Below are 25,427 nucleotides of genomic sequence, written 5' to 3' on the forward strand. Positions count from 1 at the left end.
GCTACTGCACCGTCGCTGCCGTCTGCGCCGCGCGCAGCGCAGCGGCCAGCACATCGAGCAGGTCGGCGCGGGTGAACGGCTTGCGCAGCTGCGGCACGACGACATCCTCGGATGCCGTGTCGTCGAAGCCCGTCATCAGCACCGCCGGCAGGCCGGGGCGGAGGGCACACGCCTCGGCCACAAGCGCGTGGCCGTCGAGCCGGCCGGGCATGCGGATGTCGCTCAGCAGCAGGTCGACGCGCACGCCGTAGCGCAGCAGCGCCATCGCGGACTCGCCATCCGCGACCGCATTCACGTCCATGCCGGCCTCGCGGCAGATCCGCTCGATCAGGGCGCGCAGTGGCGCCTCGTCCTCGACCACCAGCACCCGCGCCCCGGCGAGCACGCCGTGATCGGCCGAGCGGATCTCGCCCGGCACGCCCTCCTCCTCCGCGACCGGCAGCCAGACCGTGACTGTGGTGCCGGCCCCTTCGGTGCTGTCGATCCGCACCTCGCCGCCCGACTGGCGCGCGAAGCCGTACACCATCGCGAGCCCCAGCCCGGTGCCCTTGCCCGCGCCCTTGGTGGTGAAGAACGGCTCGAAGGCGCGCGCCAGCACCTCCGGGGACATGCCGTGCCCCTCGTCCTCGACCGTCAGGCGCACATGCGGCGCAAGGACAAGCCCGACCGAGTCGGCCTCCTCGGGCGAGGCGCGTGCCGCGCGGATCGTGACCTGGCCGCCCTCGGGCATCGCATCGCGCGCGTTCAGCACCAGGTTCACCAGCGAGGTCTCGAGCTGCGCGGCATCCGCGAGGGCGGCGGGCGTGTCAGGGGCCACCTCGGTGCGCAGCACGATCCGCCCGCCGAGCGCGCGGCGCAGCAGCGCATCGAGCCCGCCGATGAGCGGCCCGAGCGGCACCGCCGCCGGACGCAGCGACTGGCGCTGGGCGAACGCGAGCAGGCCGCGCGTCAGCTTCGCGCCCTGGCCGACCGCATGGAGCGCCGCATCGGTCAGCTCCTGCGGCTCACCCTCCGCGGCGAGCTCGCGGACCAGTTCGAGGTTGAGCCCGATCACCGAGAGCAGGTTGTTGACGTCGTGCGCGATCCCGCCGGTCAGCTCGCCCAGCGCGTTGAGCCGCTGGGCACGCTCCAGCCGCTCCTCCTGCTCGACGCGCTCGGTGACGTCGGTGGAGATGCCGACCAGCGCCACCTTCGTGCCGTCGGCCGCGCGCTCCAGCCCGACGGTCGAGCTGCGATGGCGGATCGCGCCGTCCGGCCGGCGGATGCGATAGGTCATGCTGGCCTGCTCGCCGGTCGCCGCGACACGATCCAGCGTGGCCCGCACGAGCTTCTGGTCCTCGTCCGGCATCAGCGCCAGCACGGTCGCGACGGAGGCGGTGAAGGTCCTGGGGTCTGCGCCGATCTGGTCGTAGATCGCGTCGCTCAGCTCGAACGCGTCGCCGCCGATCGGCAGGCGCCAGAAGCCGAGCCCGGCCACGCGGCCGGCCTCGGCGAGCTGGCGCTGCTGGCGGTCGAGCCGCGCGCGCGCCTCGATCTCGGCGGTGACGTCCTGGGCGATGCCGTAGACCGTGACGACGCCGTCCGCGCCGCGCTCGATCCCGACGGAATCGCGGATCCAGCGCCATGACCCTTCGGGGCGGCGGATCCGGATGGTGATGGTCTGGTTCTCGCCGGTCGCATGCAGCCGCGTGCGCGCCTCCTGCCACTGCGCCACGTCATCGGGATGCATGCGGTCGCGGATCAGCGCCAGCGTCGGCACGACGCTGCCGGGCTCGAGCGAGTAGTAGCGGTACACCTCGTCCGACCAGACGATCGTCTCCTCGTCCAGACGGCGGCGCCAGAAGCCGAGCCGCGCGACGCGTCCGGCATCGGCCAGCAGCTTGTCGCGCTGGCGCAACTGCTCGGCCGCCTCGACCTCCTCGGTCACGTCCTGCGACAGGCCGGTGACGGCAAGCTTCGGCCCGTCGGGCGCGCGTTCGAGCCCGGCGACGATACGCAGCCACCGGACCGTGCCGTCGGGGCGGCAGACACGGAATGTCACCGTCTCGCTCGCGCCGGTCTCGACGATGCGCCGACCGGCATCCTCGACGCGGCCGACGTCCTCCGGGTGCATCATCGCGCGGAACGCCGAGACGTCGAGCGGGCCGCTGTCCGGGGGCAGGCCGAACTGGCGCAGCTTCTCCTCGGTCGCGACCATCTGGGTGCCATCGAGCGCGCGGCGGTAGAAGCCGATATGCGCGACGCGGCCGACCTCGCGCAGCCGGCGCGCCTGCTCGGCGATCTGCTCGCGCGCCTTGACCTCCTCGGTCACGTCCTGCGCCACGCCGACGACCGCGATCGGCGTTCCGTCGGGCTGTCGCTCCAGGCCGGACACGACACGGCGCCAACGCACCCGCCCGTCCGGACGGATGATCCGGTAGGTATCGGTGCCGGCCTCGCCCTGCTCGTCGATCCGTCGGACCGCCTCATCGAACTCGGGCCGGTCGTCCGGGTGCACCATGGCGCGGACAGCCGCCACGGTGGGCACGAACTGCGCCGGCTCGACACCGAAGTCGCGGTAGATCTCATCGGTCCAGACGGACGGGCTACCGTCCAGCACGCGGCGGAAGAAGCCGATCCGACCGACCCGGCGCGCGGCATCGAGGAAGCGCTGCTGGCGTTCGAGCTGCTCGCGCCGCTCGACCTCCTCGGTGACGTCCTGGCTCACGCCGACCAGACCGACCGGCTTGCCGTCCGGCCCGCGTTCGATCGCGGCCGTGGCGCGTCGCCAGCGCACCTGTCCGTCGGGGCGGATGATGCGGTACGTGACCGTGCCGCTCTCGCCGACCGCCTGCAGTCGCGCCACCGCGCCGTCCATGATCGGGTGGTCGTCGGGGTGCATCATCGCGCGCACGGCGGCGCGCGTGGGCGTGAAGCTGGCCGGATCGACGCCGTAGCCGGCGTAGATCTCCTCGGTCCAGGTGTAGGTGTCGCTCTCGATCGCGCGCCAGTAGAACCCGACATGGCCGACGCGGCGCGCCGCGTCGAGGTAGCGCCGCTGGCGCTCGCGCTGCTCGCGCCCCTCGACCTCCTGCGTGACGTCCTGGGTGACGCCGATCAGGCCGATCGGCACGCCGTCGGCATTGCGCTCCAGCCCGCTGACCGTGCGGCGCCAGCGCAGCGTGCCGTCGGGCCGGATGATGCGGAAGGCGGTCGTGCGGCTCTCACCGGTGCGGCGCACGTGCTGGCCGCCTTCGAGCACCGCCGCGCGGTCGTCCGGATGGATCAGCGCGAACACGTTGGCGCGCGTCGGGTCGAACGTCGCCGGGTCGAGGCCGTACTCGGCGTAGAGCCCGTCGGTCCAGGTGTAGCGCTCGCCATCGAGGGGCAGGCGCCAGTAGTTCAGCCGGCCGATCCGCCGCGCGGCCTCGAGGAACTGCTGCTGGCGCTCCACCTGCTCGCGCGCCTCGACCTCCGCGGTCACGTCCTGGAACAGCCCCGAGATCGCGGCGGGCGAGCCATCGAGCGCACGCTCAAGGCCGATCGTCGCGCGCAGGCGCCTGAGCGCGCCGTCGGGCCGGATGATCCGGTAGGTCAGGGTGGCGGACTCGCCCTCCTCGATGACCCGCCGCACGGCCTTCTCCTGTGCGGCGAGGTCCTCGGCATGCACCAGCCCCCTGAGGCTGGTCAGATCGAGCGGCGAACCGGGTCGCAGCCCGTGCTGGGCGAGGAACTCGGCGGTGCAGTCGATCGCGCCGGTGGTGATGTCGCGGCGGTAGAAGCCGATCCTCGCGGCCCGACCCGCCTCGGCGATCTGGCGCTCCTGGCGCGCGAGCTGCTCGGTGGCCAGCCGCTGCTCGGTGATGTCCTGGCTGATTCCGGAGACCGCAATGGGCTCGCCGTCGGGACCGTGCTCGATCGCGATCGAGACCCAGCGGAAGCGGACCTCGCCGTCAGGCCGGCGGATGCGGTAGACGACGCTGCCAGGTTCGCCGGACTGCCACACACGCTCCGCCGCCGCGCGGGTGGCATCGCGGTCCTCGGGCAGAATCCGTTCATACAGCGCATCGAGTGTGGGCACGAAGCTCTCGCGCGTCTCGCCCATCTGCCAATAGACCGCGTCGGTCCATTCCAGGACGTCCGACCCCTTGCGCAGGCGCCAGAATCCGAGCCCGGCGACGCGCCCGGCCTCGGCGAGCTGGAGCTGCTGCTGGGTCAGCGCCGCGTGCATCTGCTGGCGGTCGGTGATGTCCTGGCTGACGCCGGCGAGTGCGACGATCCGGCCCGCCTCGTCACGCTCCGCGCCGGTGAGGGACCAGCGTACGCGCAGCGCGCCGTCTCCCCGGCGGAACCGGTAGACGTAGGACTCGCTCTCGCCGGTCTGGCGCACGCGGCGGATCGTCGCCTCGACCTGAGCCCGGTCCTCCGGCTCGATCATCGGCAGGATCGAGGCGAGCCGCGGCTCGAAGGTCAGCGGATCGACGCCGTACTGGCGGTAGCTCTCCTCGCTCCACTCGAACAGGTCCGAGTCCGCGGGCAGGCGCCAGAACGCGAGACCGGAGAGCCGCACCGCGTCGGCGATCTGGCGCTCCTGCCGGCTCAGCCGCTCGCGTGCCGCGTGGATTTCCGTGACGTCGGTGATCGCGCCGTAGACCGGACCGTCGCCGTTCGGCCCCGGCAGCTGGATCGCGCGGTCCTCGACCCAGCGGACCGAGCCGTCCGCCCCGATGACGCGGTACTCGTGGCGCCAGCCAACGTTCAGGTCGGCGGTGCGGTATGACGCCTTCAGCCCCTCGCGGTCGTCCGGGTGCACGACGGTCTTGCGCCAGGCGTTCGGCTCGGCCTCGAGCTCCGCGATCGATCGGCCGGTGAGGCGCTCGGCGAAGTCGCCGCGATACTCGGTGCGCGCCTGCGCGCCGCGGCGGACCCAGAGGCCGATGCCGAGGCTGTCGGCGATCGCGCTGGTCTCGCGCTCGCGCAACGCGAGATCGGCGAGCGCGGAGTCGAGCCGCCCGATCGTGCGCGACAGCCGTACGGCGAGCAGCAGCAGCGCCACCGCGAGAATGGTGCCGGCGAGACCGACCGGCACGGCGACCCGCGCCCAGGCGCCGACCACCGAGGCGCGCGTGATCCCGGTGAGCACGATCGCCCGGCCCCGGTCGGCGACATGCCAGGCGGCGAGCAGCGGCTCGCCGCCCGGAATGCCCACGGTCCGGAACCGGCCGGACACGGGCGGCGGATCGGCGCCGGTAAGCTCGGGCGGCAGCGCGATCGTTCCCGCCTCGCCCGGCACTCCCTCGGGCAGCGGACGCTGTTCCAGCACGACCCGATCGTCGCGCAGCAGCAGCACGACCACGTTGTCCGGCAGGTCCATCGCCGGCAGCAGGCCGCGTGTCTCGAAGGTCGGCAGGATCGCGGCGACCACGCCCGCGAAGCCTCCGGCGGCATCGAGCAGCGGGCGGCTCAGGGCGATGATCGCCCGGTCGGCAATATTGCCGAGCCGGCCCAGATAGGGGGGGCTGATCGACAGCCGCGCGGATGGCTCGGCCGCGATGGGCGCGAACAGGGGGCGGTCGGCAAGATTGGCGCGCTCGGTCCTCGCGGGCGGCACACGCGAGGTCGCGACCAGCCACCCCGCCTGGTCGAGCACCACGAACGCGTTGGTGTCCCGGCTGAGGTCGCGCGCTTCCACCAGGGCGGCGTGCACTGCCTCGCGGTAGCTCGGCTCGTCGAGGCGCTCCGGGGCGATCCGCGCCGCGAGGCCCATCAGCGCGAAGTCGATCCCCTCGACGCGGCGCGACACCGCCTCGGCGGTGCCGGCGGCGAGGATGCGCGCCCGGTTTTCCGACGCGTCGAGCTCATGCTGGAGGTTCTGCCCGAGCAGCACCGCGACCCCGGCCAGCAGCCCCGCCGCCAGGGCGGCCGCCCCCAGGGGAAGGGCGTTCGCGAGCCGCCGCGCCGGCCTCTCCAAGTCGCGCGTCACGACGCCGGCGGGAGCCCCGACGCCTGCTGGAGGAAGCTGCGCAGCGCCGCGGCGGCGAACGGCTTGGGCTGCGTCATCACCCGCTTGAGCCCGCTGCGCTCGGCGGTCTGCAGGGCGAGCCGCAGCAGCGTGTCGCCGTAGCCGGACATGATCAGCACGGGCGAGTCCGGGGCGGCGGCGCCGAGCCGGCCGAGCACGTCCAGGCCGCTGCCCTCCGCCAGCATGCAGTCCACGATCACGGCGTCCGGCTGCATGGACTCCAGCGCATCGACGAACTGCGCCGTATCGACGCAGGCATGAACGACCCAGCCCTCGGCCTGGGCGACGGTCGCGACCACGCGGGCGAGCGCGGGATTGTCCTCGAGCAGCAGCAGATGCACGGCCGCTCGGTCGGCTGCGGTGGGCTGCGGAGGCGTGTCGCTCGTCGGACTCGTCATCACCGAATCACCATTGAAACAGACCCGCCAGTATCGGCCATGGCGTGCACCTCAGCCAAACGACATCTACGCGAGTCTGCTATGGCAGCGCAACTTTTGCGCGAGCGTCTGCGCGCAGCCGCGTGTCGTGGCCGGGCCGCGCGGAGAGTGTTTCGGCTCAGGGGACCAGCAGCTCGATCAGGAATGGTCCCTTCCGGCCCATCGCCCCACGCAGCAGGTCGGCGAGCGCATCCAGATCAGGGGCGACCGCGCCCTCCACCCCCATGCCCTCGGCGATCTTCACCCAGTCGATGTCCGGGTTGCCGAGATCGAGCATGTCGAGCGCGGTGCGGCCGGGATTGGCGCCGACATGCATCAGCTCGTGGCGCAGGATCGCGTATTTGCGGTTCGAGAAGATGACGATGCAGGTGTCGCAGCGCTCACGCGCCATGGTCCAGAGCGCCTGCACCGTGTACATGCCGCTGCCGTCCGCCTGCAGCCCGATCACCTTGCGGTCAGGGCAGGCGATCGCGGCGCCGAGCACGAGCGGCAGGCCCTCGCCGATCGAGCCGCCGGTGAGCTGAAGCCAGTCATGTGGCGGCGCGCTGTGGGTGGCGGCGAAGAATCCGCGGCCGGTGGTCACCCCCTCATCGACGATGATCGCGCCCTCGGGCATCAGCGCACCCACCGTCGCCGCGATCCCCTCGGGGGTGATCGCGCCGCCCGGTGCGCGCGGCCGCTCGCCGCCGTTCGGCGCAGGCGGGGCGACGCCGGCGGCGACGTCCTCGGCGAGCGCCTCGATCGCACCCAGCACGTCCTGGTCGGGCCGCGCCAGCACGTGCACCGCCGAGCCCTCGGGCAGCAGCGAGCCGGGCTTGCCGGGATAGGCGAAGAACGCGACCGGGTGCTTGGCGCCGACCAGGATGCAGGCCTCGTAGGCGGCGAGCCTCGCCAGCGCCATGTCGACCGGGTAGGGCACGCGCTCGATCGGGTAGCGGCCCTGGCCGCGCGCTGTGCGGGCGTTCGACATCTGCGCCAGCACGCCGCAGCCGGTCGCGGCGGCGATCCGGTACGCCGCACGCTGGCCCGCCTCGGTCAGCGCCGGGCCGGCGAGCAGCAGCAGCACCTTCGCGCCCTTGGCCCGCAGCGCCCGCGCCGCGGTCTCGAGCTGCTGCGGCGCCGGCGCGAGGCGCGGCGGCACGGGCAGCGGCGCGGCCGGGCCGGCGGAGGGCTCCCAGGCGGTGTCGGCGGGCAGGATCAGGGTGGCGATCTGGCCCGGCGCGGCGCGCGCGGCCTGCACCGCGGCCGCCCCATCGGCGGCGATGCCGCGCGACGACTGGCCGTAGCGCACCCAGTCGCTGAACGGCCGCGCGACGCCCTCCACATCCGCGGTGAGCGGCGCGTCCCACCGGCGGTGATAGGTTGCGTGGTCGCCGACGATGTTCACCATCGGGCTGCGCGCGCGCCGGGCATTTTGGATGTTCGAGAGCGCGTTGGCGAGGCCGGGGCCGCAGTGCAGCAGGGTGCAGGCGGGCTTCTCCGCCATCCGCGCATAGGCGTCGGCTGCCCCCGTCACCACCCCCTCGAACAGGCCGAGCACGCAGCGCATGCCGGGGATGCGGTCCAGCGCTGCGACGAAATGCATCTCCGAAGTGCCCGGATTGGCGAAGCAGGTGTCCACGCCGCTGTCCAGCAGCGTCTGCACCAGGCTCTCCGCGCCGTTCATGGTCTCCGCCCGCGCCTGCGTCCCGTCCATGGCTCCCTCCCTCGCGTCCGGCGCGAACCGGCCACAGGGTTTGCGTCGGGTCAAGGCGGCGCGGCGGGAATGCGCCATGATGGCGGCGTGGGAACGGAGCTGAACCGGCGCAACGCGCTGCTGGCCTGGGTCGCACTCGGGCTCGCGCTCGGCACGTCGCTGGCGGTCGCGGACCAGGCGGTCGCCGCGCGGCTCGTCTGGTCGGCGGCGGCGCTGCCGGTGGCGCTGCATGTCGGGCTCGCCGCCGCGCGCGCGCTGGCCGGCGGGCGCATGGGCGTCGATGTGATCGCGCTCGCCGCCATCCTCGGCGCGGTCGCGCTCGACGAGGCCGCCGCCGCCGCGGTGGTCGCGCTGATGGTCGCCGGCGGCGAGGCGCTGGAGGACTGGGCGCAGGGCCGCGCGAAGCGGTCGCTGACCGCGCTCGCCGCGCGCGCGCCGCGGCGGGCGGCCCGGCTGACCGACGACACGGTCGAGGAGATCGACGCCGCGGCGATCCGCCCGGGCGAGGAGCTGCGCAGCGGCGCGGTCAACGCCGGGGCCGCGTTCCGAATGCGCGCGACCGCCTAGGCGGCGCTGGACGAGAGCGCGCTCACCGGCGAGCCGCTGCCGCGCCGGCTGCGCCCGGGCGAGGAGCTGCGCAGCGGCGCGGTCAACGCCGGGGCCGCGTTCCGAATGCGCGCGACCGCCTCGGCCGGGGCCAGCACCTACGCCGCGATCGTGCGGCTGGCCGAGCAGGCGGCAGCCTCGCGCGCGCCGCTGACGCGGCTGGCGGACCGTTTCGCCGTGCTGTTCATCGCCGTCACCGCGGTCGTGTCGGGACTGGCCTGGGCGCTCTCGGGCGATCCGGTGCGGGCGCTTGCAGTGCTGGTCGTCGCGACCCCGTGCCCGCTCATCTTGGCCGCGCCGATCGCGCTCGTCGCCGGCGTCGGCCGGGCGGCGGCCCGCGGCATCGTGGTGAAGGGCGCGGGCGTGATCGAGCGCCTCGCGCGCATCCGTGTGGTGCTGTTCGACAAGACCGGCACGCTGACGCCCGGCCGGCCGCGTCTCGCCGCGATCGAGACGGTGCCGACGCTCCGGCGCGAGGCCGCGCTCAGGCTCGCCGCCTCGCTCGCCCAGGGCTCCACGCATCCGGTCTCGGCCGCGCTGGTGGCGGCAGCGCGCGAGCGGGGCCTCGCCGTGCCGGCGCCCGAGGCGGCCGCCGAGAGCGCCGGCGGCGGGCTCTCCGGCCACGTCGAGGGGCAGGCGGTGCTGCTCGGCTCCGAGGGGTTCCTGCGCGCGCGCGGCGTGGTTCCGCCCGAATCGCTGGCGATAGCGGCCTCGCTCGCGGTCGCGGGCAGCGTGGCCTGGCTCGCCACCGGCAGCCGGATGGTCGCGGCGTTCGTGATGGCGGACGGGCTGCGCCCCGAGGTGCGTCGCGCGGTGCGCCGGCTGCGGGCGCTGGGGGTCGAGCGGATCGGACTAGTGACCGGCGACCGCGCCGAGGCCGCGGCCGCGGTCGCGGCGGTGCTGCGGCTCGACGCGGTCCATGCCGGCTGCTCGCCGGAGGGCAAGATCGCCGCGGTGCACGAGGAGCGTGCGCGCGGATCCGTGGCGATGGTGGGCGACGGCGTGAACGACGCGCCCGCGCTCGCCGCCGCCGATGTCGGCATCGCCATGGGCGCGCACGGCACGGCCGCCGCGGCCGAGGCGGCAGACGCGGTGCTGCTGGTCGATCGGGTGGATCGCGCGGTCGAGGCGATCGCGATCGCGCGCCGGTCGCGAACGATCGCGGTCCGGGCGATCGTGCTGGGCATGGCGTTGTCGGGGGTGGCGATGGGCTTCGCCGCGTTCGGATACCTGCCGCCGCTGATCGGCGCCCTGGTGCAGGAGGGGATCGACGTCGTGGCGATCCTGTTCGCCTTGACCGCGCTGCGGCCCGGGCACGACGACGGCGCGCCCGCGCCGCTGCCCGACGAGGCCGGACTCGCCGACCGCGTGTCGGAGCATGCCGGGCTCCGCCGGCTCGCCGAGCGCATCCGCGAGGGGGCGGAGGCGGTCGGCGACGGTCCGGGGTCGCTCGGCGCCCTGGCGTCGCTGGAAGCCGCCCTGCGCGCCGAGCTGCTGCCGCACCAGGCGGAGGAAGAGGAGGCGCTCTATCCGGCGGCCGCGCGCCGTCTGGGCGGTCGCGATCCGATGGGGCCGCTCATCCGGATGCATGCCGAGATCGAGGCGCTGTGCCGCAGGCTGGCGACGTTGCTGCGCCTCGCCGAGCAGCAGGATGGGTGGAACGGCGCCTCGGCCGAGCTGCGACGCACCCTGTTCGCGCTGGAGGCGCTGATCACGCTGCATCTCGCCGCCGAGGAGGAGGCGCTGGCAGAGCTTGCGGCGGAGCGATGACCCCTGCCGTGCTGTATCGCGACGACGCGGTGCTGGTGATCGACAAGCCGGCCGGGCTGCCGGTGCATCGCGGCCCGCGCGGAGGTCCAAGCGTCGAGGACTGGCTGGAGGCGCTGCGCTTCGGCAAGCGGCGCCTGCCGCAGCCCGCGCACCGGCTGGACGCCGACACGGCGGGGTGTCTTGTGCTGGGGCGGACCAAGCCGGCGCTGGCAGCGTTGGGGCGGGCGTTCGCCGAGGGCGCGGTGGAGAAGGTCTACTGGGCCGTCGTGCGCGGCGGCCCGACGGCGGAGACCGGCGAGATCGCCCTGCCACTCGCGAAACGGAGCAGCCGTGGTTCCGGCTGGCGCATGGTGGTCGATCCGGCCGGCGCGCCGGCGCGGACGGCATGGCGCGTGCTCGGCCGGGGCGACGGCCGGACCTGGCTCGAGCTCCGCCCGCGCACCGGGCGGACACACCAGCTGCGCGTGCACTGCGCGGCAACCGGCTGGCCGATCCTCGGCGATCCGGTCTACGGCGTCGCCGCGCCCGGCGGCCTCGCGCTGCTGGCACGCGCCGTCTCGATCCCCGCGCTGGGCGTGCGGGCCGAGGCACCCGTGCCGGACCGGATGCGGGCGCTCGGCGTTGGGATGTAGCCACAGTTTGATTGGGGTGAAGGACCAATGGCCCTTCCCCCCAAAACCCCCTATCCCTTCGACATCCACTCCGGCCAGGGTCACCGCATGGACCGTGACATCATCATCTGCGAGGTCGGGCCCCGCGATGGGCTGCAGAACGCCAGGACCATCATGGCGACGGCCGACAAGCACCGCTGGATCGCCGCCCTCGCCGCCGCCGGCCTGCCCGAGATCGAAGTCGGCTCGTTCGTCCGGCCCGATCTCGTGCCGCAGCTCGCCGACACCGCCGACGTGGTCGCCCAGGCGCTGACCATCCCGGGCATCGTCGTCGTCGCGCTGGTGCCGAACGCCAAGGGAGCGGAACGCGCGATCGCCGCCGGCGCACACAAGCTCACCGTGCCGGTCTCGGCCTCGCGCGCGCACAGCCTGTCCAACGTCCGCATGGAGCCGCTCCAGGCGGTCGATCAGGTTCGCCGCATCATCGAGCTCGCCCGCGCCGCCCCGCACCGCCCCGCGGTCGAGGTCGGCATCTCCACTGCCTTCGGCTGCTCCATGCAGGGCGAAGTGCCGGAGGATGACGTGATCCGTCTTGCCGAGGCGCTGGTCGAGGCCGGGGCCGAGGATCTCTGTCTGTCCGACACCGTCGGCATGGCAAACCCGCGCCAGGTGAAACAGCTGATCGGGCGCACGCGCGCCGCCGTCGGCGACCGGCTCGGCGCGCTTCATCTGCACGACACGCGCGGGCGCGCGCTCGCCAACGCGCTCGCCGGCTACGAGGCCGGCATCCGTGCCTATGACGGCGCGCTCGCGGGCCTGGGCGGCTGCCCCTTCGCCCCGGGAGCGTCCGGCAACGCCGCGACCGAGGATCTCGTCTGGATGTTCGAGGAGATGGGCGTGCGCACGGGGGTGGATCTCGACGGCCTGCTCCGCGCACGCACGATGCTGGCCGAGGCGCTGCCGGGCGAGGCGCTGCACGGGCACCTGCACCAGGTGAAGCGCGCGGCATGACCGCACCGCTGCCGCTTGAGGGCATCCGCGTCGTCGAGATGACCCACATGGTGATGGGGCCGACCTGCGGCCTCGTGCTCGCGGATCTCGGCGCCGACGTGATCAAGGTCGAGCCGATCGAGGGCGACAACACGCGCCGGCTGGTGGGCGCCGGCGCGGGGTTCTTCCCGATCTCGAACCGCAACAAGCGCAGCATCGCGACCGACCTGAAGGATGGGCGCGGGCGCGCGGCGATCCTGAAGCTGGTCGCGAGCGCCGACGTGTTCAGCGAGAACTTCCGTCCCGGCGCGCTCGACAAACTCGGCTTCGGCTGGGAGGCGCTGTCGGCGCTGAACCCGAGGCTGATCTACGTCTCGCACAAGGGGTTCCAGGACGGGCCCTACGCGCACCGCGTCGCGCTTGACGAGGTGGTGCAGATGATGGGCGGGCTCGCCTGGATGACCGGGCCGCCCGGCCAGCCGCTGCGCGCGGGGGCGTCGGTGAACGACATCATGGGCGGCATGTTCGGCGCGATCGGCATCCTCGCCGCGCTGAACGAGCGCCACCGCACCGGACGCGGGCGGCACATCGTCGCCTCGCTGTTCGAGAACACGGTGATGCTGGTGGCGCAGCACATGGCGCAGCACGCGATCACCGGCGAGCCCTTGAAGCCGATGTCGGTGCGCGTCGCCGCCTGGGGCGTCTATGACATCATCGCCACCGCCGACAGCGAGCGCGTGTTCGTCGGCGTCGTCACGGATACGCAATGGGCTGTGTTCTGCCGCGACTTCGGCTTCGCCGATCTCGCCGCCGATGCGCGCATCGCCACCAACACCGGGCGCGTGCAGAACCGCGACTGGCTGATCCCCGAACTCCAGAGGCGGCTCGGCGCGTTCGACGCGGCGACGCTGTCGGCGCGGTTCGAGGCGATGGGCCTGCCCTTCGCGCCGATCGCGCGGCCGGAGCAGCTCTTCGACGACCCGCACCTGAACGCCTCGGGCGGGCTGTTGCCGATCTCGCTGCCGGACGGGCGCACGGCGAAGCTGCCGGCCCTGCCGATCGCGATCGACGGCGAGCGGCCGGGCGTGCGGCGCGATGCGCCGAAGGTCGGCGAGCACGGGCGCGAGGTGCTGGCCGAGGCCGGGCTCGCCGCGCCCGAGATCGACGCGCTGGTCGCCGACGGCGTGGTGCGGATCGGCGAGGGCTGGCGCTGATCGCCCTGTCAGCCGCCGTCCTCGCGGCCGAACCGCTCGCGCTGATCCTGATCGCGCACCAGCCAGCACACGATGCCGAGCGCCAGGATCGCCGCCGCGAGCGCGAACACCTTCGCCGGCTCCGTCTCGTTCAGGTCGAGGATGATGACCTTCCGCACCACGACGATCGCGGCGATCGGCGCGGTGAGGACCAGGATGACCGCGTGCTCGAACGTCTCGTAGAGGCCGAGGCTCTGCCACCGCGCATGGCCGCCAAGCGGCCTCTTGTCCTCGCTCATCGTCCCGCCTCCAGGACGACGGTAAGCTCCAGTCGCCTGCCCTCGCGTAGGATGGTCAGCATCACCTCCCGGCCTGGCGCTGCGCGGTCGAGCGCATTGAGCAGATCGGCCACGCGCGGCACCGGCCTGCCGTCGACGGCGACGATCACGTCGCCCGGCTCGAAGGCGCCGTCGCGGCCGAGCCGGGCCGGGCGAATGCCTGCGCGCGCCGCCGGCGAGCCGCGCTCGACCTCGATCACGAACACGCCCTCGACGCCGAAACGCTGCGCCAGCGCGGCGTTGAGCTGATGCTCGACACGGATGCCGAGCGCAGGGCGCACATAGCGGCCAGTGGCGATCAGCTGCGGCACGACGCGATTGACGGTATCGACCGGCACGGCGAAGCCGATCCCGGCGGAGGCCCCCGAGGGGCTGAAGATCGCGGTGTTCACGCCGATCAGCCGGCCCGCCGAGTCGAGCAGCGGCCCGCCCGAGTTGCCGGGATTGATCGCCGCGTCGGTCTGGATCAGCTCCTCGACCACCCCGCCCGCATCGGTCGGCAGCTCGCGGTTCAGCGCCGAGACGATCCCCGTGGTCAGCGTCCAGTCCAGCCCGAACGGGTTGCCGATCGCGAACACCTTCTGGCCCACCCTCAGATCGTGGCTGGTGCCCACGGGCAGGGGCGGTGGGCGGTCGGCGCCGACGCCGATGCGCAGCACGGCGAGATCATGCGCCGGGCTCGTGCCCACCAGAGAGGCAGCGAAGGCGCGCCCGTCGGCAAGGCGCACCGTCGCCCCGGTGGCACCGGCGACCACGTGGTGGTTGGTGACCACATGGCCGAGCCGGTCCCACACGAAGCCCGAGCCGGTGCCGCGCGGAACCTGAAGGGCGTTGCGCGTCCAGGGGTCCACGACCCGCTGCACCGTGGCGATGAACACCACCGAATCGCGCGCGCCCTCGAACAGCGCGATCGTGGCATGCTCGTCGGCGGCGAGATCCCCGCGCGGGGTGACCGTGCGCGGCTCGGCACGGGAGGCGAGCAGCTCGATCCGCAACAGCGGTGCCGCGTGCCAGGCGGCGATCAGCACCAGCCCTGCCGCCGTTGCCGCGAGCAGGCGCAAGGCGAAGCGGTCGGGGGAAGGCATCGTCGGTCGTCTCCCTGCCGGTCGGAAGCCATGCCGCCGCATCCAAGGCCAGAGCGCCGCCCTGCGGTGCAGCCTCAGCCAGGCGCACGCGCGGCCATGATCGGCGTCAGCACGTCGGTCACGCCGGCGATCAGGATCTGCACCCCCACCGCGAGCAGCAGGAACGCGGCGAGCCGACTCAGCACGCGCGAGCCGGTGTGGCCAAGCCAGCCAGCGATCCGCGGCGCGTAGCGATAGGCGCCGAGGATGGTCGCGGCCATCGCCAGCGCGGCGAGGCTGGCGCCGGCGGCGAACGCGAGCAGCCCATGCTCCAGTTGCGGCCGCGTCGCGCCGAGCGCGATGCACACCGCGATCGTGCCGGGCCCCGTGGTGAAGGGCAGGGTCAGCGGGAAGAACGCGGCATCGTCGCCGATCGCGCGTGAGGTCGCCTCGTCGCGCTTGCGCTCCTCGCGCTTCTCGGGTGCGGACAGCAGGTTGAACGCCCAGAGCGACAGCACCAGCCCACCGGCGATCCGCACCGCGGCCAGGCTGATGCCGAAGAAGCCGAGGATGAACGACCCGCCCCACATCGCCACCAGCATCACGATCAGCGAGTAGGTCGCCACTTTCCGCGCGAGCCGCGCGAGCGCACGGTCATCCAGCCCGGCGGTCGCCTCGTTGAAGATGAACGCACCCGCGATCGGGTTCACGATCGAGAACAGCGCGGGATAGACCAGCAGGAAGGTCTCGAGGAGGGCGCTCGGCAGCATGCGTCACACCATCGGTACGAGCGCGCGCGCGACCAGCAGGTCGCGCAGCGCCGGGTCGGCCCCCTCCGCGATCAGCCGCGCCAGCATCGCGCCGAGCCGAGCGGCGACCCCCTGGTCTTCGCGCGCCGCCTCGGTCAGCGCGCGCAGCGCCCAGAGCCCGGCGCCGCGTGCCGCCGCCCGGTCAGCGATCGCCTCGGCTGGCTCTTCCAGCGGCAGCCCTGCGGCGCGGCGCGCGACCAGCGCCAGTCGCGCGATCTCGGGCGAGTAGAGCGCGACACCGGTCGCCGCGGCGATCTTCCCGGCCTCCTCCAGCAGCCCGAGCGCGGCATGCGGCCGCCCCTCGTCCAGCCGCGCCTCGGCCGCAAGCCCCAGCGCGTAGGGGACGAGCTGCAACGCTCCCGTGGCGCGGTACGCCGCGACCGCGGTCTCGATTCGCTCGGCCCGTTCCGACGGTGCCGCCTCGATCGCGCCGGCCGCGATCACCGCGCACCAGGCCGACCAGTAGGGGAAGCCGTGCTGGGCGGAGATGCGCAGCACCTCCTCGGCGCGTTCGGCCGCGCTCACGCGGTCGCGCGCAATGAGCCGGCGCAGCCCGTCCACCGCCAGCACATGCGCGAGCGTGTGCGGGTGCGCGATGCGCCGCGCGTGCGCCTCAGCCTCCACGGCATGGCTGTCGGACGCGGCGAGGTGCCCGCCGATCATCTGGCTCCAGGCGAGATGCGACAGCACCACCCCGGCCGGGTCCGATCCGTAGGCGAAGCGGTGATGCTCGTGCCGCGCCGCATCGTAGCGGGTCAGGACTTCGGTGTAGTGGCGGTCCGCCTCCGTGTGCTCGCCGCGCAGCAGATGCGCGAGCCCGAGCACGCGGTGCACCTGGATCAGCCGGTCCTCGTCGCGCGCGATGCCGAGCATGCGCTGGCCGAGTGCCAGCGCGCGCGGGATCTCGCCGCGCACCATCGAGTANGTGTTGAGACCCCAGAGGGCGGCGAACATCGACGGGTGGTCGGCCTCGCCCACTGCCTCGAGGATCGCAACCGCCTCGGCATAGGCCGCCTCAAGCTCCGGCGCGGCGTTGCCCTTCACCGCCAGCTCCTGCCCGCCGATCCGGATCAGCAGCTCGGCGCGGCGCAGCGACTGCGGTCCCCCCGGCAGGCGCCGCACCAGCCCCTCGGCGTGGCAGAGCAGCCGGAGTGCATCAGCGTTCGCCGACTGTGTCGCCGCGCGGTCGCCCGCGCGCGTCCACCAGGTGATCGCCTCGTCGATCTCCCCCGCCGCCTCCAGGTGCTGCGCGGGCAGTTCCGGCCGTGCCTCGACCAGCGGGCGGAACTCGGCGAGCAGCAGCCCGGCGACGCGCGCATGCACCGCGCGGCGCCGCGCGCGCAAGAGCGAGTGGTAGGCGGCATCGCGCACCAGGGCGTGGTGGAAGCTGTGCGTGGCGCCGGCGGCCGCGGTCTCGTGCACCAGCCCCGCGGCGACCAGCGCCTCGACCGCCTCGGCCACCGTCGCAGCGTCGAGCTCCAGCACGCGCGCGAGCAGCGGGACGGCGAACTCGCGCCCGATCACCGCCGCGACCTGGGCCACCGGCCGCGCCTCGCCGAGCGCATCGAGCCGCGCGAGCAGCGAGTCGTTGAGCGACGAGGCGCGGCTCAGGATCTCCGCCCCGCCGCCGCGCGCCTTCGCCTCGCGCCAGAGCTGCACCAGCTCCTCGGCGAACAGCGGATTGCCCTCCGCGCGTTCGGCGATCAGCCCGCGCGCCGCGGCGTCAAGCGCACCGTCCGGGTCGAGATTGGCGACCAGACCCTCGATCGCGCCCGCACGCAGCGGCGCGAGCGCGATCATGCCGTCGCGCCCGAGCGAGGGCGGTGGCTCGAACCCCTGCGATCGGGCGGTCAGCACCAGCAGCACGGGCAGGCGGCGCGCCTCCTCGGCCAGCGCCGCGATCACCGCGCGCGAGGTATCGTCCGCCCAGTGCGCGTCCTCGATCGCGATCGTCACCGGCCGGCGGGCACCGGCTGCGCGCACGAGCGACAGCACCGCGAGCGCGACCCGGCGCAGGCGCTCGGCGGCACCGATCCCCGGCAGTGCCGGCAGTGGCGCATGCGGATCGATCAGCGGACGCAACAGGGCGGCCGCCTCGTCCTCGATGCCGCCGTCGCGCGTCAGGGCTTCGAGTCGCGCCGCCGGGTCCGCTGCGCCGAGCACCGCGCGCACCAGGTCGCGCACCGGCAGGAGCGGGTTGGTCGCGCCCTCGGGCTGGCAGAACGCGGCGTGCCAGAGCCCGCCCATCGCCGCGACCGTGCGTCGCAGGTGACCGATCAGCGCCGACTTGCCGATGCCGGGCTCGCCCACCAGCGCCAGCGCCGCGCCCTTGCCGGCGGAGGCATCGCGCCAGCGCTGATCGAGCAGCGTCTGCTCGTGCTCACGGCCGTACAGCCGATCGGCCCTTAGCGGGCGCGCACGGCCGACACCAAGGATCGGACCAGCAATACGATAGAGTGTGACGCGCGTGGTGTGTCCGGGCGCCTCCATCTCGCCAGCCGGGACGAACGCGAATCGATGCGCGGCGAGTGCCTGCACGGCCGCCGTGGTGACGATGCTGTCGGGCTCGGCGCGGCCCTGCAGGCGCGCGGCGAGGTTGGGGGCGTCGCCGACGATGTCGGCCTCGGCGCGCGGGTCGTGCGCGCCGAGCCGGCCGACCACCACGATCCCGGCCTCGATGCCGATCCGGACCGAGATGCGCTGGCCCTGCGCCAGCCCCGCGGCGTTCAGCGCGTCCATCGCGTCGAGCACGGCGAGACAGCCCGAGACCGCGCGCGCGGTGTCGTCCTCGCGCGCGCGGGGGAATCCCCAGTAAGCGAGGATGCCATCGCCGAGGAAGCGGGCGATGTAGCCGCCATGCGCCTCGATCGCGGCACCGGCCGCGCGCCGATAGGCGACGATCAGCTCGCTCATGTCTTCGGGGTCGAGCATGGCGGCAAGGCGGGACGAGCCGACCATGTCGATGAAGGCGACCGTGACCTGTCGCCGCTCGGCCTCGTCTTGCGGCAGCCAAGCGGAGCCTGCGGGCAGGCCGAAAGATGAAGGTACATCCGAGGTCATCAGTGCACTGTGATCCAGATCACACGGACGCCCCCTGCGCAACCGTAGCGTGACAAGGCTAGCGTGACATGGGGCGGCGGTTCGGCTGCGTCGCTCTCGACCGCATCGCGCGGATCGACGCGCCGTCGCGGCCGGACCAGGATCGTGCCGCATCGACGGCGCTCGGGCCAGGGGGATCGCGTCGCGTGACCGACGACATTGTCAAGCTTCCCCCGGACGCGGGCGTTTCGCCGGATCTGCGCATCGATCCGCACGTGCTGCACGACATGCTGCGGCGGCGCCGCAAAGGCCGCCGCCGCTGGATCGCGGAGGTCGCGGATCCTGCCGCTGCCGGCAAGCGGGTCGCGGCCCTCGGGGCGCGGCTGCGTGGGCGACGCTGGCAGGCCGAACTCCGGATCGATCGCGGCGAGGATGCGCGCGGGCAGGTCGCCGAGGTCGCGCGCGAGGCGGGCAGCGAGCTGGTCGCGCTGCGCGAGCCGCGCCCGGTCGCGCCACCCCAGGAGGGACGCGCACGGCCGACGCCGGCACTGCCTCAGGATGCGTGGGTCCCCGAGCGCGTGGCCGGGCTCGACGGGTCGGGGATCGCGGTCGGCGTGGTCGATTTCGGGTTCCGGTTCGATCACGTGACGTTCAGGAAGCGCGATGGACGCTCGCGCATCGCCTGGCTCTGGGACCAGAATCCGGCCGGGCGCGGGCCCGACCCGCTGGACGTGCTGCCCGGCCATCCATTCAGCGCGGGCTACGGGGTCGTGCACGGCCGCGCCGAGATCGAGCGCTGGATCGCCGCGGGCGTCGCCCCCTACGACCCCGAGGCGCACTACTACGACCCCGCGCTGCTGGCACTCGGACTGCACGGCACGCATGTCGCCTCGCTGGCGGCCGGCTCGCCGTTCCCGATCACCGACGCGCTCGGCACCCGGCGCGCGTTCGCCGGCGTCGCCCCGTGTGCCGATCTGTATCTGGTGCAGCTCGGCGTCACGCAGTCGGACTTCATCGAGCCGAGCGTGCCGGCCGCGCTCGCGGACGACCGCGCGCCGCCCACGCCGCGCGCGCTGAGCGACAACACACGGCTGTGCGATGCCGTGCACTGGATCATCGCGCGTGCGATCGCCGATGGCCGCAAGGGCGTGGTGATCAATCTCAGTCTCGCCACCCATGCCGGCGCGCATGACGGCCGCTCGATGGTCGAGAGCGAGATCGATCGGCTGATCGAGGCGGTGGAGAACGGCGGCGCGTCGATGCCGATGATCGCGGTCGTGATCTGCGCCGGCAATGCAGGCGATGCCCGCGCGCACGCGGCCGTGCCGCTCTCGCCCGGCACGACCGGGCAATTCGGCTGGGAGATCCAGCCGACCGACCGGGACCTCTCCGAGATCGAGCTCTGGCACGATCCGGATGCGACCATCGAGGTCACGCTGCACGCGCCCCCTGCCCTGGAGCGTGCCGGCTTCGGCCCCTGGCCGCTCGTACCCACCGACGGCGTGCCCGGGCGCTGGCTGCGCGGCCCCGCGGCCGACCCCGGGGCCTTCGGCTGGTGGACCAACACGAAGCACCACGCGCGCGCGCGGCCCGCCTGCATCGGCGTGCGCATCGATCCGTCGGTCGGCGAGAGCGCGGACGGCGCGCGCAGGCTCGACGGCGTCTGGAGCTTCGTGCTGCGCCACGCCGGCGGCCCGCCCGCCGAGCTGCACGCCTGGGCCGAGCGCGAGCACGGTCCTGCGCCGGCGCGGATCACCGCGCCGCCCTCCGCCCTGCGCAGCGCCTATGCGCGATCGACGCTCGGCTCGCTGTGCTGCGGCCGGCACAGCATCGTCGTCGGCGCCGCATTCCAGGCGCCGAGCTCACCGCTCGGCTTCCGGCCGTCCGCCAATTCCGGCGCCGGGCCGCGGCCATGGCTGCCGCCGCCGCTGGACTGGTCCGAAACCGACGATCCGGCCCGGCCGCATCTCTGCGCCGTCGGCATCGCCGCGGCCGGCGCAGGCGGACGCACGAGGCAGGACGCGGTGGTGATGGACGGCACAAGCCAGGCCGCGCCGCAGGTCGCTGGCGCCATCGCGCTGCTGATGCAGGCGGCCCCGGCCGGACGGCGGCTCTCAGCCGGTGCGCTGCGCGACGCGCTGATCGCGTCGGCGCGCGTGCGGCCGCTGCACGATCCCGCCTCGAGCACCGATCGCGCCGGCGCCGAACGGGCAGGCGCAGGGCTGCTCAACGCCGCCGGCGCGGTGGCGCTGATCGCGGCGGCGGACACGCGGCCGGCATGAGCGCCCCCGCGATGCGCGGCGGCGCGCCCTGGATGGCGCGGCCGATGAAGCTGACGCTCTGCCTGACCGCGCGCTGCCCGCTCGCCTGCAGCACCTGCTATGCCGATTGCGGCGCGCGGTCCGCCGCCGATGAGCTCGACACGGCGACCTGGCTGCGGCTGATCGACCAGCTCGCCGCGGCGGGTGTCATCAACGTGTTCGTCGAGGGGGGCGAGCCGCTCGCGCGCGAGGATGCCGAGACCATCCTCGCGCATGCCGCCGCACGGATGTTCACCACCCTGCGCACCCATGCGGTGACGATCGACGACGCAACCGCGATGCGGCTTGCCGCGATCGGCATCGGCCGCGTCTATGTCGATCTGCTGGGTGCCGATGCCGCGACCCATGATGCGATGGTCGGCGTGCCAGGCAGCTTCGGCGCCGCGCTCGCCGGGATCGCGGCGCTGCGCCGGCACGGCGTGCCGGTGTCGATCCTGATGATCCTGTGCCGGCCGAACGCCGCCGAGCTGCCAGCCCTCGCGCGGCGTGCGGCCGCGTCCGGCGCGGACGAGCTCGGCGTGCTGCGCCTCTATCCACTCGGCCGTGCACGCCGGCACTGGACCGAGCTCGCGCTGTCGCTGCCCGAGCAGATGGACGCGATTCGCACCGTTGCCGCCGCGCTGCCGCCGGGGCTCCGGCTGATGCAGTCCTGGCACCCGAACGACGCCAATTGCTGCTGGCAGAACGCCGCGATCGACCCCTACGGCCACGCGATCGGCTGCCCCTACCTGCGCGAGTATGTCGACTACGGCGACCTCCGCGCCACGCCCTGGCTCGAGACCTGGAACCACCCGCTCTATCGGCGCTTGCGCGCCGGCGAGGTCGAAGGGCACTGTCCCGACTGCGCATCGAGCCAGCTCACCCGCGGCGGCTGCCGCGCCACCGCGTACGCCTTCCACGGGCGCTGGGACGCGCCCGATCCGTTCTGCGAAACGATGAACGAGGGAACCGATCTCCGTGTTCTGCCCGACCGACCGCTTTGAACACGCTCCCGGCATCGTGCTGCGGCCGATGCCGGAATGGGGCCTCGCCTACGCCTATACGCCACTGCGCCCCGCGCTGACCGAGCTCAACACCACCACCTGGCTGATCGCGGCGCTGTGCGAGGGCACGACGCTGGCCGAGCTGGAAGCCGCCTTCGCCGACACTGTCCGACGCGTCGCCGGCGACAACGCGGCGCGCGACACGCTGCATCGCGGCCTCGCCATGCTGGTGGAGGCCGGCATCATCGCCCGTACCGAGGAGACCGCTCGATGAGCGACCGCACCCGCACGCTGCTGTATCTCCGCGCGCTGATCGACGCGGACGGGCGTCTGCCCGAGCCTGCCCTCGAACCCGTGCGCCTCTCCGTGCGCACGGCCGGCAGCATCCCGCCCAAGGCGGTGATGGCGGCAGCGGGCTACATCGTCGTGGTCTGGACCTGGCGCATCAAGCCGACCGTCACCCGCACGGAGATCGAGGAGTGGGAAACCGGTCATGCCGAGGAACTCGACGTCGCCGAGAACCAGCCCCAGCCGATGTCCGGGCCCGGCGGCAGCGTGACCGATGCCGAGAGCGGGGCGGTGCCATCGCGGCGCAAGCTCGCGTACCACGGCACCGTGCTGGCGCGGCGCAGCGTGTTTGCCCCGCCCGGGCGCACCCTTCAGACGCTCTGGGGCGCCTGGGGCGAGGGGCGGGTCTGGCTCGAATCGGTGCTCAGCAAGGCGCCGGATGCCGTCACGCCCGAATGGCTGCAGCCGATCGCACGCACCGTGGTCGATCTGCGCACCCGGCTGATGGACGGGGACCCCGATGTGACCGTGATCGACCCGTCGCTGCCGCTGTAGGACGGGCAACCTGGGGCAAGGACCGCTACCAGGCCCCATCGCGGGCAGCCGCGATGGGGTCCGATGCCCGTCCCCCACACGCCCCATGCCATGTCCTGTGCAGCCAGCGCGCATGTGATTCGCGCGACCGCGTCCGCTTTGCGATGGCGGTCCCGTGGACAGTTCCAGCTGGCGGCGCATCTATGCGGTCTGCGAGCGGACCGGGCCCGGGTTCTGGGACGAGCCGGTCAACGCGCTCACCAATGCCGCGTTTCTGATCGCGGCGTGGCTGGCGTGGCGGCGCTGGCGCGCGGCGGGCGCGGATGACTGGGCGGTCGCGGCGCTGATCGGGGTCACCGCGGCGATCGGCGTCGGCAGCTTCCTGTTTCACACCTTCGCGACGCGCTGGGCCCTGACTGCCGACGTGGTGCCGATCCAGGTCTTCATCGGCGGATACCTGGTGCTGGCGTTGCGACGGTTCCTGCGTGTGCCGTGGCTCGCGATGCCCATCGCGTTCCTGGTCTGTTGGCTGATCGTCGATCAGTGGCGCGGCCTGGTGCCGTGGGAATGGGGCTGGCGCTGGCGCAGCTACGGGGCGGCGCTGGTGCTGCTGGTCACGGTCGGCACGCTGACCGTGCTGCGCGGGCTCGCGCTGGAGGCGCGATCGATCCGCCTCGGCCTGCATCTGCTGGGCGCGGCCGCACTGTTCACCGTCTCGATGATCGCCGCGACCAACGACCGCGCGGTGTGTCACATCCTGCCGATCGGCCTGCACCCCGTGTGGCACATCCTCAACGGCGCGACCTTGTATTGGCTCCTCCACGTCGCCATCGCCGCGCGTGACGTTCAAGGGATAGGGGGTGTGGGGGAAAGTGCCGCGGGCCCTTTCCCCCCCCGAAGTTCCTAGAGCGGCTTCCGCAAGAGTGGAACTCGCTCTGGGAGTCTTTTGCGAGCATCTTCACGCGCACGGCTGAGTCCAGCCGTGTGCGATCTGCTCTAACCCCCCTTCAACGTCTCGATGAGCCGGTGCACCATCAGGATCTCGTCCATGACCCCATGCGCATCGATGCGCAGGCGGCGGACGCTCCGGAACAGCCCGCCAACCTTGAACTGATCGCCACGCCGGGGCAGCAGCAGCAGGAACTGGTCGATGTCGAAGGCGGCATCGATTCCCTTGCGGCCGGCAGAGGCGGCCAGCATCGCCATCACGGAGACGAACTGCGGCGTGACGATCTCTGCCGCTTTGTCGCCATCGCTGGTCCAGAGCGAGAGATGGCGCGCGAACGCCTCGTCGGGGATGTCGATCCGCTGCATCCCCTCAAGCTCGCCATCGCTGAGCCGCCACGGCGTGCCGAACCTGCGCCGCTGCCCGCGGATCAGGATCGGCACCAGGATCGCCCGCGGGGTGGCGATCATGAACATCAGGCCGCGGAAGATCGTGCGCGTGCGCGTCGAGCTCCGCCGATTGCTCCCGGTGCCGCTGACGCTCCGCGTCACCATCTTCAGGTGCAGCTCCATCATGACGAAGGCGACGCCGTCATGCGTGCCCTGGAACACGTCGTCGATGTCGAGCGTGTTGTAGGGGGCGACGAGCTTGGCGCGTCTGAGCCGCCCGACCTCGCCGCTGCGGACATTCTCATGGTGCGTGATCCCGCCGATCGCCTCGCACACCACGGGTGTCACGACGTCGCGGGCCGCCTTGCGGTAGAGGTGGGCGAGGTAGAAGGCGACGCCCGGGCCGATCACCGCGGCGTGCAGGCCGAAGAAGATCGCGAAGGGATCGCCGATCTCGAACGAGATCCAGGCGAGCGCGGGCCCGCCGAGCCCTGCAAGCAGCGCCCAGAGCCGATAGCGGCGCTGCTTGCCGCGCAATTCGGCGAGCTTGGGCGCGACGTGCTCGTTCAGCAGCGCGTCGAGCCGCTCGTGGCGTGCCGCATCCGCGGCGCCGGGGTCCCGGTCAGCCCCTGCGTCCGTCATCGGATCATTCTGCCGTGCCAAGGGACGCGCTGTCGAGCGCGCACGGTCAGGCGTGGCGGATCAGGCTCCAGTAGCGCGGGCGGCGGGCCTCGCGCAGCGCCTTCGCTTCGTAGCGCGTGGGCGGCCAGCCGGCGGGCCGGGCATCCTCGACAGTGACGACCTCGAACAGGCTTTGCGCCGCAAACGTCTCGCTGATCCAGGCCTGATAGGTCGGGTCGTCCGAGGCGATTCGCCACTCCGCGCCGGGCGCGAGCGCGCGCGCGACCTCCCCCAGCAGCGCCGGGTGGACGAAGCGGCGGCGGGCGTGGCGCGCCTTCGGCCAGGGGTCGGGAAACATCAGGAACAGCCGCGCGATCGACGCGGTAGGCAGCAGGCGGAGCAAGGCGCGCGCATCCCCGGGCCACAGCAGCAGGTTGGGGGGCGGCAGGCCCGTCGCCTCCTCGCCCTCGGCGACGTAGCGGCCGAGCAACGACACGAGCCCGTTCTCGAACACCTCCGCGGCGATGAGGCCGATATCGGGATGTGCCTGCACGAGCGCGGCGGTGTGCTCGCCCGAGCCGAAGCCGACCTCGAGCCAGACCTCGCGCACCGGCGCGCGGAAGGCGGCGCGCGGATCGCCGGCCTGGCCCGCGGTCAGCCGCGCGCGCGGCAGGGTCTCCTCGATCAGCCTCTGCTGGCGCGGGCGGAGCGCATGGCCGCGCCGCCGCCCGTAGAGCCGCTCGACCGGCGGGCGGTCGAGCTTCTTCGACCGATCCGCCGGGACGATCACG

At 73.4% G+C, this 25,427-nt stretch carries 19 protein-coding genes; 10 read left to right on the forward strand and 9 right to left on the reverse strand.

From position 1 onward, the window contains the following. Position 1: 1 nt before the first annotated feature. From ACTIFU_RS01960 to ACTIFU_RS01970, 3 genes are all read right to left on the reverse strand, one after another. Positions 2 to 5,962 (reverse strand): PAS domain-containing protein, encoded by a 5,961-nt coding sequence (locus ACTIFU_RS01960; RefSeq protein WP_439576597.1) that lies wholly within the window; start codon positions 5,960 to 5,962, stop codon positions 2 to 4. After that, positions 5,959 to 6,399, reverse strand: coding sequence for a response regulator (locus ACTIFU_RS01965; protein ID WP_439576598.1), 441 nt, complete (start codon positions 6,397 to 6,399; stop codon positions 5,959 to 5,961). The genes ACTIFU_RS01960 and ACTIFU_RS01965 overlap by 4 nt, the downstream gene beginning before the upstream one ends. A gap of 157 nt (positions 6,400 to 6,556) precedes the next feature. Next, positions 6,557 to 8,134: an acetolactate synthase large subunit gene (locus ACTIFU_RS01970; protein ID WP_439576599.1), complete on the reverse strand. Its 1,578-nt coding sequence runs from the start codon at positions 8,132 to 8,134 to the stop codon at positions 6,557 to 6,559. An 87-nt stretch (positions 8,135 to 8,221) separates the two neighbouring features. Here ACTIFU_RS01970 and ACTIFU_RS01975 point away from each other — a divergent pair, with 87 nt between their 5' ends. Genes ACTIFU_RS01975 through ACTIFU_RS01995 form a run of 5 tightly spaced genes read left to right on the forward strand, consistent with a single transcriptional unit; the run spans position 8,222 to position 13,325 of the window. Then, on the forward strand, positions 8,222 to 8,701 hold the full coding sequence (locus ACTIFU_RS01975; RefSeq protein WP_439576600.1) for a hypothetical protein: 480 nt from the start codon (positions 8,222 to 8,224) through the stop codon (positions 8,699 to 8,701). Between the two features lie 6 nt (positions 8,702 to 8,707). Next, a complete protein-coding gene (locus tag ACTIFU_RS01980; RefSeq protein ID WP_439576641.1) occupies positions 8,708 to 10,510 on the forward strand; it encodes a heavy metal translocating P-type ATPase in 1,803 nt (600 codons plus the stop codon). Continuing rightward, positions 10,507 to 11,142 carry an RluA family pseudouridine synthase gene (locus ACTIFU_RS01985; protein ID WP_439576601.1) on the forward strand — a complete coding sequence of 212 codons (636 nt, stop codon included), beginning with the start codon at positions 10,507 to 10,509 and terminating at the stop codon, positions 11,140 to 11,142. The genes ACTIFU_RS01980 and ACTIFU_RS01985 overlap by 4 nt, the downstream gene beginning before the upstream one ends. A 27-nt stretch (positions 11,143 to 11,169) precedes the next feature. Then, positions 11,170 to 12,132 carry a hydroxymethylglutaryl-CoA lyase gene (locus ACTIFU_RS01990; protein ID WP_439576602.1) on the forward strand — a complete coding sequence of 321 codons (963 nt, stop codon included), beginning with the start codon at positions 11,170 to 11,172 and terminating at the stop codon, positions 12,130 to 12,132. After that, positions 12,129 to 13,325, forward strand: a complete 1,197-nt coding sequence (locus ACTIFU_RS01995; protein ID WP_439576603.1) for a CaiB/BaiF CoA transferase family protein — start codon at positions 12,129 to 12,131, stop codon at positions 13,323 to 13,325. Before ACTIFU_RS01990 ends, ACTIFU_RS01995 begins: the two co-directional genes overlap by 4 nt. Before the next feature lie 8 nt (positions 13,326 to 13,333). Here the strand turns inward: ACTIFU_RS01995 and ACTIFU_RS02000 are convergent, their stop codons facing one another. From ACTIFU_RS02000 to ACTIFU_RS02015, 4 genes are all read right to left on the reverse strand, one after another. Next, positions 13,334 to 13,603, reverse strand: coding sequence for a phosphate-starvation-inducible PsiE family protein (locus ACTIFU_RS02000; RefSeq protein WP_439576604.1), 270 nt, complete (start codon positions 13,601 to 13,603; stop codon positions 13,334 to 13,336). After that, positions 13,600 to 14,727 carry a S1C family serine protease gene (locus ACTIFU_RS02005; protein ID WP_439576605.1) on the reverse strand — a complete coding sequence of 376 codons (1,128 nt, stop codon included), beginning with the start codon at positions 14,725 to 14,727 and terminating at the stop codon, positions 13,600 to 13,602. The genes ACTIFU_RS02000 and ACTIFU_RS02005 overlap by 4 nt, the downstream gene beginning before the upstream one ends. Before the next feature lie 74 nt (positions 14,728 to 14,801). Beyond that, a complete protein-coding gene (locus ACTIFU_RS02010; protein ID WP_439576606.1) occupies positions 14,802 to 15,476 on the reverse strand; it encodes a MarC family protein in 675 nt (224 codons plus the stop codon). 3 nt (positions 15,477 to 15,479) lie between these two features. Further along, the gene (locus ACTIFU_RS02015) at positions 15,480 to 18,728 is read right to left on the reverse strand and encodes an ATP-binding protein (RefSeq protein ID WP_439576607.1); all 3,249 of its coding nucleotides are present in this window, start codon (positions 18,726 to 18,728) and stop codon (positions 15,480 to 15,482) included. Positions 18,729 to 18,760: 32 nt separating this feature from the next. Here ACTIFU_RS02015 and ACTIFU_RS02020 point away from each other — a divergent pair, with 32 nt between their 5' ends. The 5 genes from ACTIFU_RS02020 to ACTIFU_RS02040 all read left to right on the forward strand — a co-directional run bounded on the left by ACTIFU_RS02020 (position 18,761) and on the right by ACTIFU_RS02040 (position 23,587). Then, positions 18,761 to 20,836, forward strand: a complete 2,076-nt coding sequence (locus ACTIFU_RS02020; protein WP_439576608.1) for a S8 family serine peptidase — start codon at positions 18,761 to 18,763, stop codon at positions 20,834 to 20,836. Beyond that, the gene (locus ACTIFU_RS02025; protein ID WP_439576609.1) at positions 20,833 to 21,858 is read left to right on the forward strand and encodes a radical SAM/SPASM domain-containing protein; all 1,026 of its coding nucleotides are present in this window, start codon (positions 20,833 to 20,835) and stop codon (positions 21,856 to 21,858) included. Before ACTIFU_RS02020 ends, ACTIFU_RS02025 begins: the two co-directional genes overlap by 4 nt. Further along, positions 21,833 to 22,132: a hypothetical protein gene (locus ACTIFU_RS02030; protein WP_439576610.1), complete on the forward strand. Its 300-nt coding sequence runs from the start codon at positions 21,833 to 21,835 to the stop codon at positions 22,130 to 22,132. Before ACTIFU_RS02025 ends, ACTIFU_RS02030 begins: the two co-directional genes overlap by 26 nt. After that, complete coding sequence (locus ACTIFU_RS02035; protein WP_439576611.1) at positions 22,129 to 22,701, forward strand: hypothetical protein; 573 nt, start codon at positions 22,129 to 22,131, stop codon at positions 22,699 to 22,701. The genes ACTIFU_RS02030 and ACTIFU_RS02035 overlap by 4 nt, the downstream gene beginning before the upstream one ends. A 154-nt stretch (positions 22,702 to 22,855) precedes the next feature. Next, a complete protein-coding gene (locus ACTIFU_RS02040; RefSeq protein WP_439576612.1) occupies positions 22,856 to 23,587 on the forward strand; it encodes a hypothetical protein in 732 nt (243 codons plus the stop codon). Between the two features lie 89 nt (positions 23,588 to 23,676). Here ACTIFU_RS02040 and ACTIFU_RS02045 read toward each other — a convergent pair whose 3' ends face one another. Both ACTIFU_RS02045 and trmB read right to left on the reverse strand, forming a co-directional pair. Then, positions 23,677 to 24,657 carry a DUF3137 domain-containing protein gene (locus ACTIFU_RS02045; RefSeq protein WP_439576613.1) on the reverse strand — a complete coding sequence of 327 codons (981 nt, stop codon included), beginning with the start codon at positions 24,655 to 24,657 and terminating at the stop codon, positions 23,677 to 23,679. Between the two features lie 46 nt (positions 24,658 to 24,703). Next, positions 24,704 to 25,426 (reverse strand): tRNA (guanine(46)-N(7))-methyltransferase TrmB, encoded by a 723-nt coding sequence (gene trmB, locus ACTIFU_RS02050; RefSeq protein WP_439576614.1) that lies wholly within the window; start codon positions 25,424 to 25,426, stop codon positions 24,704 to 24,706. Position 25,427: the final 1 nt, after the last annotated feature.

The organism is Elioraea sp. (assembly GCF_051860475.1).
GTDB lineage: Bacteria > Pseudomonadota > Alphaproteobacteria > Acetobacterales > Acetobacteraceae > Elioraea.

Coding starts and splice junctions, on each gene's coding strand:
- ACTIFU_RS01965 (WP_439576598.1), bottom strand. CDS start 6,399: ATGACGAGTCCGACGAGCGACACGCCTCCGCAGCCCACCGCAGCCGAC.
- ACTIFU_RS01970 (WP_439576599.1), bottom strand. CDS start 8,134: ATGGACGGGACGCAGGCGCGGGCGGAGACCATGAACGGCGCGGAGAGC.
- ACTIFU_RS01985 (WP_439576601.1), top strand. CDS start 10,507: ATGACCCCTGCCGTGCTGTATCGCGACGACGCGGTGCTGGTGATCGAC.
- ACTIFU_RS01990 (WP_439576602.1), top strand. CDS start 11,170: ATGGCCCTTCCCCCCAAAACCCCCTATCCCTTCGACATCCACTCCGGC.
- ACTIFU_RS01995 (WP_439576603.1), top strand. CDS start 12,129: ATGACCGCACCGCTGCCGCTTGAGGGCATCCGCGTCGTCGAGATGACC.
- ACTIFU_RS02000 (WP_439576604.1), bottom strand. CDS start 13,603: ATGAGCGAGGACAAGAGGCCGCTTGGCGGCCATGCGCGGTGGCAGAGC.
- ACTIFU_RS02005 (WP_439576605.1), bottom strand. CDS start 14,727: ATGCCTTCCCCCGACCGCTTCGCCTTGCGCCTGCTCGCGGCAACGGCG.
- ACTIFU_RS02010 (WP_439576606.1), bottom strand. CDS start 15,476: ATGCTGCCGAGCGCCCTCCTCGAGACCTTCCTGCTGGTCTATCCCGCG.
- ACTIFU_RS02025 (WP_439576609.1), top strand. CDS start 20,833: ATGAGCGCCCCCGCGATGCGCGGCGGCGCGCCCTGGATGGCGCGGCCG.
- ACTIFU_RS02035 (WP_439576611.1), top strand. CDS start 22,129: ATGAGCGACCGCACCCGCACGCTGCTGTATCTCCGCGCGCTGATCGAC.
- ACTIFU_RS02045 (WP_439576613.1), bottom strand. CDS start 24,657: ATGACGGACGCAGGGGCTGACCGGGACCCCGGCGCCGCGGATGCGGCA.